We start from the raw sequence: 9,973 nt of genomic DNA, 5'->3' as shown, positions 1-9,973 counted from the left end.
GTGGTGGTGGAGGGGGCAGGGGGGCTGTTCGTTCCGGTGGATTCGAAGCGCGACGTGGTGGAGCTGATCCAGACCTTCGGCCTGCCGGTGGTGCTGGTGGCGCGGGCGGGGCTGGGCACGCTCAACCACGTGGCCTTGTCGCTGGAGGCGCTGGCGTCAAGGAAGCTGTCCGTGCGCGCGGTGGTGCTGTCGCGAGGGGTGCCGGGACGCGACCTGGCGGAGCGGGACAACCGACGCTACCTGGAGGCCCGCCACGGGGTGGAGGTGCTGGGTCCAGTGCCGCATGTGGAGGATGCGCGCAGGCGCCATCTGGCGTTCCGGCGGGCCCTGGCGCCGCTGGTGCCCGAACGCGCGCGGGCCCGATAAATCGGCCTCCGCCGCGTTCGGCTTCCGGGTGCGTGCTACAGGTCGCGCAAGTTTTCGCGTGGTGGTGGCCGCGAAATGGACGTCCCGTTTGTTCCGCGCGAGAAAGCCGGCACGAATGGCGGACATCATCGACATCACGCTCCTCGCGGACGTCCGACGCTTCTTCCAGAAGCTCATCGAACAGCGCGGGCTGTCCTACTTCCTCCAGAAAGACGGTCCCCGGCTGTTTCAGCTCGAGCCTTCCAAGGTCGAGCTGGTCCTCCGCACCGCGATGCGCACCCGTGACCCGGAGCTTCCCCAACCGCACGAGAAGGCCATCGAGCACTGCCGGCAGGAGCTGCGCCGCGAGCTCATCCGCCGCGTGGCCACGGCCATGCTGCAGACGGGGCTGTGAGCCGCTTCTCGCTCCGCACCGCCTTCCCACGCACGCCCAATCCGCTTTCCCAGGCCGCAGCCGAGCGCCAGTCGCGCGGGCTGCCCCTGTTGGATCTCGCGGAGACCAACCCCACCCGCGTCGGGCTGCCCCTGCCCGATCCGGACCTCCTGAATCCCGGAGCGCAGCGGATCCGCGCTCCGTCCCACCCACCGACTGACGCGGACGGCGCGAGCCTCGCGGCTTCGCCCTTCCTCTACGCCCCGGAGCCCTTCGGCCTGCCCTCCGCGCGCGAGGCCGTGGCCGGGTACCTGTCCACGCGGGGCGTGTCCGTGTCCTCGGCGCACGTCGTCCTCGCGGCCAGCACCAGCGAGGCCTACGGCTGGCTCTTCAAGCTCCTGTGCGACCCGGGCGACACCGTGCTCGTCCCCGCGCCCGGCTACCCGCTCCTGGACGTCCTGGCGCGCCTGGAGGGCGTGCACACGCGGCCCTACCGGCTGCCCTCCGTGCACGGCTTCGGTCTGGATGCAGCCGCGGTGGAGGCGGCCATCGACGCTCGCACCCGCGCGGTGCTGGTGGTGAACCCGGGCAACCCCACCGGCCACTTCCTCCACGAAGGGGAACTCCAGGCGCTCGCGGACGTGTGCGCGCGCCATGGCCTCGCGCTCCTCTGCGATGAGGTGTTCTCCGACTTCGCCTGGGACACCGGGACGGGGAGGGTGACGACGGTGGCGGGACGGCCCCTGCCATGCCTCACCTTCGCCCTGTCCGGCCTGTCCAAGGTGGCGGGCCTGCCCGGCCTCAAGCTGTCATGGCTGCACGTGGGCGGCCCCACGTCCCTGCGCGACGAGGCCCTGGCCCGGCTGGAGGACGTGGCGGACGCCGCCCTGTCCGTGGGCACGCCCGTGCAGCTCGCCCTGTCAGGACTCCTGGCCCACGCGCCGCGCTTCCAGCAGGCCCTGTTGGAGCGCGTGAAGGGCAACCGGGAGCGATTGGTCGCGGCGCGCCCGGAGGACGCGGCCTGGGACGTGGTGCCCGCGCACGGAGGCTGGAGCGCGGTGCTGCGCATCCCGCTTCAGCCCGGCGAGGAGGCCACCTGCTTGCGCCTCCTCGCGGCCGGCGTGCGCGTGCAGCCGGGTTACTTCTACGACTTCGGCGGCGGTGCGTACCTCGTGCTGTCGCTGCTGCCGACGCCCGAGGTCTTCACCGCCGCGCTCGCGCCGCTGGTGCGCGAACTCACCGCCTGAGGCTCTCAGTCCGCCGGCGGGGTGATGAGCTGCAGCGTGCGGAAGCCGGTGCTCTCCACCTTGAACAGCTCGTACGGCGAAGGCGCCTCACCCGTGTCGTTGTTGAAGTCCAGGTCGCCGCTGGCGCCGCGCACGTTGATGACCTTGCCCTGGCGCAGCTCGTCGCGCGCGCCGGTGAACTGCACCGGGCCCAACTGGTAGCTGTTCGTCGTCTGCCCCGAGGCGGGCGTCAGCCTGGTGAGTCCCTCCGCGATGCGGGTGCCGGTGACGGCCTGCGGATTGGCCAGGTCGTTGCCCACCGCGTACGCCGCGCCCAGCGTCACCGCGTACATGGCGTCGTACGCATGCGCGGTGAAGGAGAACTGCCCCGGGTCCACCTTGTAGGCGGTGGTGAAGCGGTCCGCGAAGAGCTTGTACGTGGAGTCGTTGGGCCGCGCGGACGCGGGCGCCGTGCCGTAGGCGCCGACGATCTCGTTCTTGTTCGAGCCCAGGCTCGTCAGCAGCGTGGGGTCCTTGCTGGCGTCGGTGAGGAACCACCGGTTGTTGTTCGTCACGGACACGCCCGCCGTCGCCGCCTGGGGCAGCAGGCGCGCGTTGTCTTCCGTGAAGCCCGCGAGCACCGTCAGGTCCGGCTTGAAGTTGACCAGCCGGGTCACCGCGCCCGTCACGTCGCCGCCGCGCTCGTACTGCGCGCCATCCAGCGTCTTCGTGGTGAGCCGGTCCAGCAGCGACGAATACAGGCCCTGGCCGTAGGTGTCGTTGACGTACGCCACGCCCACCTTGTTCGGCGGGGTGAACGTCACGCCCGGATCATTGATGACCGTGGTGCCCCGGAGCACGTCCGCGATGACGCGGCCCTGGAGCGCGTCCGACGGCGTCGTGCGCCACACCAGGCCCACCGTGCCGTTGTTCTTGTCCTCCAGCGACGTGAAGGCCGCGCTGGTGGCCGTGTGGCTCATCAGCAACACGCCCTTGGGGATGGTGATGGAGCTGATGCCGATGGTCTGCGCGCTGCCCGCGCTGAACACCGCCACCGCCTGCTTGTCGTTCACCAGCCAGCGCGCCTGCGCCTTGGCGTTCTCCACGTCCGCCTGCGTGTCGCAGATGTACATGACGAACTGTCGGCCACCCACGCCCTCCAGCGCGTTCACCTCGTCCAGCGCCAGCTTCAGGCCGTTGAGGCGCTGCTGTTCAATCTCCGCGTTGCCGCTGCGGTTGGTGAGCGGCACCAGCGCGCCCAGGGCAATCGTGTTCGCCGCGGACGTGGCGCCCACCACCTGGCCGCACCCCGCCGGCTGCGGCAGGCAGAAGCCCGTCGTGCAGACGCTGTTGGTGCCGCAGTCACTGCTCGTCACGCATTCGGACAGGCCGCCCGCCGTGGTGAAGCTGCACCCGGAGGTCAACAGCGCCATGCCCAACGTCATCATTCCCAGCGCGCGCATCAGAAGTGGACCTCCATGCCGGCCCCGACACCGCGCGGCGCGAGCGTCACGCGGACCTCGCCCTGCGTGGGGGGACCTTCTTTGGGATACAGGATGATGGCGGTGATGGCTCCCGCGAGCCCCACGCCGAAGCCGATGTCCGCGAGCAGCGCCTTGCTCTTTGTGCTGTCCGAGAACGTTTCCTTGTCTTCCAGCGTGGAGGCGCTGTCGAACTGCTCGCGCGCGTCCCGCGCCTGCATGCCGAACAGCACGCCCGCGCCCACGCCCAGCACCGCCACGCCGCCCACCGCGAAGGCGCCAATGCGCTGGCGCTGGTAGGACTTCATCGCGCGGTCGAACTCCGCCTGACGCTGACGCGAGCTGTCCTCCTCCGCGCGCCGGGCCGCCAGCTGCTCCTCCTCCGCCTGCTTCCGGGCCGCGTCCGCTTCCGCCTCCAGCCGCTTGCGGTCCGCGTCCGCCGTCGCCTGCGCCTGGTCCTCGCGGTCCAGCTGCACCCGCAGCCGGTCGATGGCGCGGTTGCTGTTCTTCAGCAGGGTGGGGTTGGTGTCCTCGCTGTTGGACGTGACGTACTGGCGATACCAGGTCATCGCCTCGCGCGGCTCGCCCGCGTACTCCAGCGCCACGGCGATGTTGTAGATGAGCTGCGGGTGGGGCTGCGCCTCGTGCGCTTGTTTCAGCGCGTCGGCGGCCTCCTTGTACTTGCCCGCGTCATAGAGGCGCTTGCCTTCCTTCAGCAGCGCCTGAACATTGGGGGCCTTGGTCCCGCCACGCTGCGCCAGGGCCGAGCCCGGCGCCAGCGCGAGCGCCAGCGACAACACGAAAACCAGTCTCATGGGACGAAGAGCCTAGCGCCGAACACTCCGGCCGTCGAAGTGGCGACCCCACCAAATGCACCGGGGCCGCCCACACCCCCCTGTCTCCAGGAGGGGGAAGAGCGGCCCCGTCGGGCCCGTCCCGGGTGCTACAGGGCGGTCAGCCGTCCAGGCGCGCGATGAGCAGCTTGCGCTGGAGCATCAGGGCCTCGGGGGCCTTGGTGCCCAGCTGCTCGAAGAAGACCTCCTGGCTCTTGAGCTCGGACTTCCACTCGTCCTCCTTGATGGAGGTGGCCTCCGCGAGGGCCTCCTTGGACAGGTCCAGGCCCTCCAGGTTGAGGCCCTGGTCCTGGCGCGGCACCCAGCCCAGCAGCGTCTCCTGGGTGGGGACGCGGCCGTGGACGCGGTTCACGATCCACTCGAGGACGCGCATGTTGTCCCCGAAGCCCGGCCAGATGAACTTGCCGTTCTTGTCCTGGCGGAACCAGTTCACCTGGAAGATCTTCGGCAGCTGCGGGATGGACTTCTGCATGTCCAGCCAGTGCTGGAGGTAGTCGCCCATGTGGTAGCCGCAGAAGGGCAGCATGGCCATCGGGTCGCGGCGCACCACGCCCACCTTGCCGGTGGCCGCGGCCGTCGTCTCAGAGCCCATGGTGGCGCCCAGGAACACGCCGTGGGTCCAGTTGAAGGCCTGGATGACCAGGGGGACGGTGTTGGAGCGGCGGCCGCCGAAGATGAGCGCGCTGATGGGCACGCCCATGGGGTCGTTGGCCTTGCCGCTGAGCACCGGGTTGTTGCTCATGGGCGCGGTGAAGCGGCTGTTCGGGTGCGCCGCCTTCTCCGCGCTGCCCTTCTTCCAGGGCTTGCCCTGCCAGTCGGTGAGCTCCTCGGGGACCTCGCCGTCCTTGCCCTCCCACCACACGTCGCCGTCGGCCGTGAGGGCCACGTTCGTGAAGAGGGTGTCCTTGGCGATGGTCTCCATCGCGTTGGGGTTGGTCTTGAAGTTGGTGCCCGGCACCACGCCGAAGTAGCCGGCCTCCGGGTTGATGGCGTACAGGCGGCCGTCGGGGCCCGGGCGCATCCAGGCGATGTCGTCGCCCACCGTTTCGATCTTCCAGCCCTTGTACTCCTTGGGCGGGATCATCATCGCGAAGTTCGTCTTGCCGCACGCGGACGGGAAGGCGGCGGCGACGTAGGTCGTCTCACCCTTGGGGCTGGTGACGCCCAGGATGAGCATGTGCTCCGCGAGCCAGCCCTCCTCGCGGCCCAGGTAGCTGCCGATGCGCAGCGCGAGGCATTTCTTGCCCAGCAGCACGTTGCCGCCATATCCCGAGCCGAAGCTCCAGATGGTGTTGTCCTGGGGGAAGTGGCAGATGTAGCGGCGGTCCGGGTTCACGTCGCCCGTGGAGTGCAGGCCGCGGTTGAAGTCGTCGCTGTCGCCCAGCATGTCCAGGGCGGCCTTCCCCATGCGGGTCATGATCCGCATGTTGAGGACCACGTAGTTGCTGTCCGTCAGCTCCACGCCGATCTTCGTGAAGGGGCTGCCCAGCGGGCCCATGGCGTAGGGCACCACGTACATCGTGCGGCCCTTCATGCAGCCTTCGAACAGGTGGCCCAGCTTCGTGTACGCGGCCTCCGGGTCCATCCAGTTGTTGGTGGGGCCGGCGTCCGTCTTGTTGGGCGTACAGATGAACGTGAGGTGCTCGACGCGCGCCACGTCGTTGGGGTTGGAGCGGTGCAGGTAGCAGCCCGGGCGCTTCTCCGGGTTCAGCGGGATGAGCGTGCCGTCCGCCACGGCCTGGTCGGTGAGGCGCTTCTTCTCCGCCTCGGAGCCGTCACACCAGACGATGCTGTCCGGCTGGGTCATCGCGGCCATGCGGGCCACCCACGCCAGCAGCGTGGGGTTCTTCGTGGGCGCCTGCTCGGTGGCGGCTGCCGCTTGCGTCGAAGTCATGGAGTTTTCCTCGGGGTGTCTCATGAGCGGATCTCCCGCGTACCGGTTCTCAAAGGGGGCGAGAACCTACCAGCGGAAGAACATCAAACCTTCTCGGCTGGCGGCCCAAAATCAACTGACGTCCGGCAGTCAACCGGACTTTCGACCGCTCTGGCCTAATTCCACTTATCAGCCCCCGGTCGCCCATCAGTAAACGGCGCGGTGCGGCACATCCTGTCGGCGCGTCGCGTCGTGTCCCTGTTGGGCCCCCAACCTCCAGGAACCGGCGCTTTCCGCTTCAGTGGATGGCGGCGCGCAGGCCCACGGCCGCGAGCACCTGGGACTCCTGGGCCAGCAGGTGCTGCAGGCGCGCGTCCACGCCGGCCTCGTCCCCGCCGGACGCGGTGACGGCCAGCCGGTGGAAGAGGGACTGGTGGCCGTCCTCGGACTGCGCCAGCTCTCCGTAGAACCGGGCGAGCGCCGGGTCGGTGAGCCCTTCGGCGAGCAGGGACAGCCGCTCACAGGAGCGCGCCTCGATGATGGCGGCGACGAGCAGCCGGTCCACGCGCCGCTCCGGGGCGGGGGTGCGCACGTGCTTCTGGAGCCCCTGCGCGTACGGGTCGCCCGCGTCCCTGGTGAGCGTGAGCCCGCGCGCGGCCATCAGGTCCAGCACGCGGGCCAGGTGGGCGCTCTCCTCGCGGGCCAGCCGGGCCATCTGCGCGGGCAGGCCGGGCAGGTCCGGGTAGGCCTGGAGCATGGAGAGCGCGTTGGCGGCGGCCTTCTTCTCGCAGTGGGCGTGGTCCACCAGCACTGCGTCGAAGTTCGCCAGGGCCAGCGGCAGCCAGCCCGGGTCCGTGGGCGCGTGGAGGATGACGGGGCCCGCTCCGGAGAGGGGACGGCGGGTGGGCGTGGGACGGCTCATGCGGGGCGCGACTGTAGGGCATCCACGGGGCGCCGTGCGCGCGTCTTGGGTGCGCCGTCAGCCCGCCTCCTTCGTGGACGGGCCGGCCGTCACGCGCGAGCTGGGCGCTCACAGCGGAGGGCGGGTGCCTTCCTTGGACGCGAGCAGGGTGACGACGTAGTCGGCGCCTTCCTGCGCTTCGCTGGCGACGAGGATGGAGCCCGGCCACGCGCGCAGGCCGTTCATCAGCAGGGCTCCGTGGTCCGCCGCCGTCCGGTGCACCAGCTCCACGCGGCAGAGCGTGGCGCGGCAGTCCAGTGACTTCACGCGGGAGCTCGCGGGCAGGTGTTGCCGGAAGGCCTCGTTGAGCGTCTGCGACGCCTTGCCGCTCCAGTCGTTGTCCACCGTCTCCTCCGCGAACGCGGTGAACACGCGCGTGCGCGACTGTTCGAAGGACGGCGGAGGAGGGCGCGGCGGCGGTGGTGGCGGCACGTCGCCCGCTTCGGAGCCTTCCTCCGGCGCGGGGGTTTGGGCCTGGACGGGCGGCTGCGCGCGTGCGGCGGAAGGCTGTGCTCCGGCGTTGGCCGCCCACAGCCGCATCGCGGTCTCCGCGGCGGCGCGGCGTCCGGCCAGGTCCAGGCTGTCGCCCGTGGAGGCCTTGCGCACCTGGGCTCGCAGCTCCTCCAGCTCCTGGCGGGAGTCGCGCTGGTGATCCACGAAGGCGAACAGCACGCCCGCGATGGCGGCCGTGTTGACGAGGGCGAGGACGGTCTGGAGCCGGGAGGTCATCGGGGCGCTCGCGAGAAGGTGCGGGAGGAAGGAACGGGCCGCGCGAAGGGGGAGGAATGAGGAAGACGGGGCCTTCGCGCGGCCGCGCATCAAGACTGCCCTCGCGCCGGTGACGTCATCCGGCGCGAGTCACGGGGCGCCTCAGTCGATGGTGAAGCCGCCGATGACGCCGCCCGGCTGCAGGCCGCAGTGGATGGCGATGGCGTAGTCCTCCCAGACGTAGCGGTCGCCCGTGTTGAGCGTCTGCCACGCCATGGGGCCGGCCACCGTGTACACCACGGGGCCCACCTGGCCGGCGTTGCCCACTCCGTTGACCGTCAAGGACTGGCACCAGCTGTTGTTGCCGTAGATCTGCACCGTCGTCGGGTGGTACCCGACCGCCCACATCGGCACGGAGGCGATCAGCGTGCGCGTCGTCGTACAGTCGTTGCGGATGCTCGACCAGCTGTTCGGGTTGAAGCACCCGGTGTCACCGGCATAGTAGGCCTTGAACGCGTAGCCCGGGTGGTACTGCCACGCGGCCGCCGTGCCCGCGCTCAGCGCCACGACACCGAATGCACACACCTTCGCCAGCGTCTGCAAACCCTTCATGGTCCTGCTCCCGTGAAATGCGGCGGTGATTGGGGCCGCCGGGCTCGCGGATGCCGCGCGCCACGCCTCCCAGGAGCAAGCGTCATGCCGGGTTGCCAGAATGACGTGCTTTCAGATGCTTGCTTGAAATAATGGCAATCCTTGTTGTTCCGGAAGCCACAGGCCGGTGTTGCCTGTGTTGCCCCGGGGGCAACAGGGGCCTGGGCTACTCCACCAGCACGAGCCGCTGGGTGCGGCCGGCGTGGTAGCCCACCTTGCGCGCGATGCGGGCGGTGCTCTCGTCGCGCTCGTCGATGCGCATGGCGAGCCGGGGCAGCGAGGACAACAGGTGCCGGGAAATCTGTCCCAGGCACAGCGTGGCGTGGCCTTCACGGCGGCGGGAGGCCAGCGTGTACATGCCCTCCAGCTCCGCGCCGAACTGCGAGCGGCAGCCGATGTCCACCTTGAAGACGAGCGCGCCGTTCTCCTCCAGCACGTAGGTGCGGCGCTGGCGCACGCGCTGGAGGAGGCGGGCCTCGTAGTGGGCCGGGTCCTCCGCCAGCGGGTCGCGCTCCAGGATTTCGCGCACGTACCCCTGGGCCAGGGGCAGCAGGCGGGGCACGTCCTCCTCGCGGGCCAGGCGCAGGGTGGGGTTGGTGAAGGGCCCCAGGTCGTCCGCGGAGACGCTGAACAGCCGCTGGGTGCGTGACAGGCGCGGCTTGCCTTCACACAGGCTGCGCACCAGCGCGTCCACCGCGGACTTGTCCCCCACGGTGGCGCGCAGCTTCAGCGAAGCGGCGAGCGCGTCCGCGATGACGCCGGTGGCGCTGGCGTCGCTGGCGCTGGGCACCACGAGTCCCCCTTCGCCGCCCACGAAGATGGCGGCGGTGAGGACGCCGCTGTCGAAGCGGCCGTGGAAGGAGAAGGCCGCCTCGCGCGCCGGGGCCGCGATGCCGAACTCCTCCAGCAGCCCCAGCAGGTAGAGGTTGTGGACGGGATCCTTCGCCAGGAGCGCGCGCAGGGCGTCCGTGTGGGAAGGCGCGAGCTGTTCGACGGTGACGGGCATGCGCGGGGGAAGGGGGCCGAACCTTACGCGCAACCCGACCTCACGGGCCAGCCTCCCCCGGAGGTCCGAAGCGGAACGGATGGATGACCGTGGCCGTCCCCCCCAACCGGGGCGCCGGGAAGCGCGCGTCCAGGAGCGAGTCCAGCACGCACGCCTGCACCATCGGGTCGGGGATGCTGCTTCCGAGCAGCTCGCCCCGGTTCATCTTTCCGTCCCCGTTCTCCCCTTCCACGGTGAAACGCAGCTTCACTTCTTGTGTGCCTGGGTTGCGTTGTGCGGCGTCCTCGAAACATTGCTGCACGAGCGGAGTCACCGCCTGGAGGGCCAGGCGCAGGTCCTCCGCGTCGATTCGTCCAGTGGTGGACTCCACCTGGGGCTCCACGACCTCCACGCGGCGCGGGTCGGGAGCGTCGCGGCCCGGACGCGGTGCGGGTTCACGCGGTGGGACCGGGATTCGTGGGGAGGGGGAGGAGG

General features: G+C 70.3%; 11 protein-coding genes. 3 read left to right on the top strand and 8 right to left on the bottom strand.

Annotated elements, in window-relative coordinates:
• From bioD to D7Y13_RS31810, 3 genes are all read left to right on the top strand, one after another.
• Positions 1-366, top strand: a 366-nt coding sequence (gene bioD, locus D7Y13_RS31820; RefSeq protein WP_147452535.1) for an ATP-dependent dethiobiotin synthetase BioD, incomplete at its 5' end; no start/stop codon positions are given.
• 115 nt (positions 367-481) lie between these two features.
• A complete protein-coding gene (locus D7Y13_RS31815; protein WP_120535228.1) occupies positions 482-760 on the top strand; it encodes a hypothetical protein in 279 nt (92 codons plus the stop codon).
• Positions 757-1,986 (top strand): pyridoxal phosphate-dependent aminotransferase, encoded by a 1,230-nt coding sequence (locus tag D7Y13_RS31810; RefSeq protein ID WP_120584681.1) that lies wholly within the window; start codon positions 757-759, stop codon positions 1,984-1,986. The genes D7Y13_RS31815 and D7Y13_RS31810 overlap by 4 nt, the downstream gene beginning before the upstream one ends.
• A 5-nt stretch (positions 1,987-1,991) precedes the next feature.
• Here the strand turns inward: D7Y13_RS31810 and D7Y13_RS31805 are convergent, their stop codons facing one another.
• From D7Y13_RS31805 to D7Y13_RS31770, 8 genes are all read right to left on the bottom strand, one after another.
• Positions 1,992-3,428, bottom strand: coding sequence for an ABC transporter substrate-binding protein (locus D7Y13_RS31805; protein ID WP_120535226.1), 1,437 nt, complete (start codon positions 3,426-3,428; stop codon positions 1,992-1,994).
• Positions 3,428-4,261: a tetratricopeptide repeat protein gene (locus D7Y13_RS31800; RefSeq protein WP_120535225.1), complete on the bottom strand. Its 834-nt coding sequence runs from the start codon at positions 4,259-4,261 to the stop codon at positions 3,428-3,430. The genes D7Y13_RS31805 and D7Y13_RS31800 overlap by 1 nt, the downstream gene beginning before the upstream one ends.
• A 139-nt stretch (positions 4,262-4,400) precedes the next feature.
• The gene (locus D7Y13_RS31795) at positions 4,401-6,194 is read right to left on the bottom strand and encodes a phosphoenolpyruvate carboxykinase (GTP) (RefSeq protein WP_120535224.1); all 1,794 of its coding nucleotides are present in this window, start codon (positions 6,192-6,194) and stop codon (positions 4,401-4,403) included.
• Between the two features lie 277 nt (positions 6,195-6,471).
• Positions 6,472-7,095: a MiaE family protein gene (locus tag D7Y13_RS31790; protein ID WP_120584679.1), complete on the bottom strand. Its 624-nt coding sequence runs from the start codon at positions 7,093-7,095 to the stop codon at positions 6,472-6,474.
• 108 nt (positions 7,096-7,203) lie between these two features.
• Entirely contained in the window at positions 7,204-7,863 is a 660-nt protein-coding gene (locus tag D7Y13_RS31785; RefSeq protein WP_120535222.1) for a hypothetical protein, read from the bottom strand.
• Between the two features lie 141 nt (positions 7,864-8,004).
• Positions 8,005-8,454, bottom strand: a complete 450-nt coding sequence (locus tag D7Y13_RS31780) for a hypothetical protein (RefSeq protein ID WP_147444390.1) — start codon at positions 8,452-8,454, stop codon at positions 8,005-8,007.
• Between the two features lie 205 nt (positions 8,455-8,659).
• On the bottom strand, positions 8,660-9,499 hold the full coding sequence (locus D7Y13_RS31775; protein ID WP_120535220.1) for a GNAT family N-acetyltransferase: 840 nt from the start codon (positions 9,497-9,499) through the stop codon (positions 8,660-8,662).
• 40 nt (positions 9,500-9,539) lie between these two features.
• The coding region (locus D7Y13_RS31770) for an AgmX/PglI C-terminal domain-containing protein (RefSeq protein WP_147452534.1) at positions 9,540-9,973 on the bottom strand (434 nt) is incomplete at its 5' end.

The sequence above is a fragment of the Corallococcus praedator genome, assembly GCF_003612125.1.
Classification (GTDB): domain Bacteria; phylum Myxococcota; class Myxococcia; order Myxococcales; family Myxococcaceae; genus Corallococcus; species Corallococcus praedator.
The sequence above is the reverse complement of the archived record's forward strand: the minus strand, read 5'-3'. Positions and strand labels throughout refer to the sequence as shown.

What these genes read in the sequence shown, in the direction of transcription:
- D7Y13_RS31815 (WP_120535228.1), top strand. Translation starts at nt 482, where the DNA reads ATGGCGGACATCATCGACATCACGCTCCTCGCGGACGTCCGACGCTTC.
- D7Y13_RS31805 (WP_120535226.1), bottom strand. Translation starts at nt 3,428, where the DNA reads ATGCGCGCGCTGGGAATGATGACGTTGGGCATGGCGCTGTTGACCTCC.
- D7Y13_RS31800 (WP_120535225.1), bottom strand. Translation starts at nt 4,261, where the DNA reads ATGAGACTGGTTTTCGTGTTGTCGCTGGCGCTCGCGCTGGCGCCGGGC.
- D7Y13_RS31795 (WP_120535224.1), bottom strand. Translation starts at nt 6,194, where the DNA reads ATGACTTCGACGCAAGCGGCAGCCGCCACCGAGCAGGCGCCCACGAAG.
- D7Y13_RS31790 (WP_120584679.1), bottom strand. Translation starts at nt 7,095, where the DNA reads ATGAGCCGTCCCACGCCCACCCGCCGTCCCCTCTCCGGAGCGGGCCCC.
- D7Y13_RS31785 (WP_120535222.1), bottom strand. Translation starts at nt 7,863, where the DNA reads ATGACCTCCCGGCTCCAGACCGTCCTCGCCCTCGTCAACACGGCCGCC.
- D7Y13_RS31780 (WP_147444390.1), bottom strand. Translation starts at nt 8,454, where the DNA reads ATGAAGGGTTTGCAGACGCTGGCGAAGGTGTGTGCATTCGGTGTCGTG.
- D7Y13_RS31775 (WP_120535220.1), bottom strand. Translation starts at nt 9,499, where the DNA reads ATGCCCGTCACCGTCGAACAGCTCGCGCCTTCCCACACGGACGCCCTG.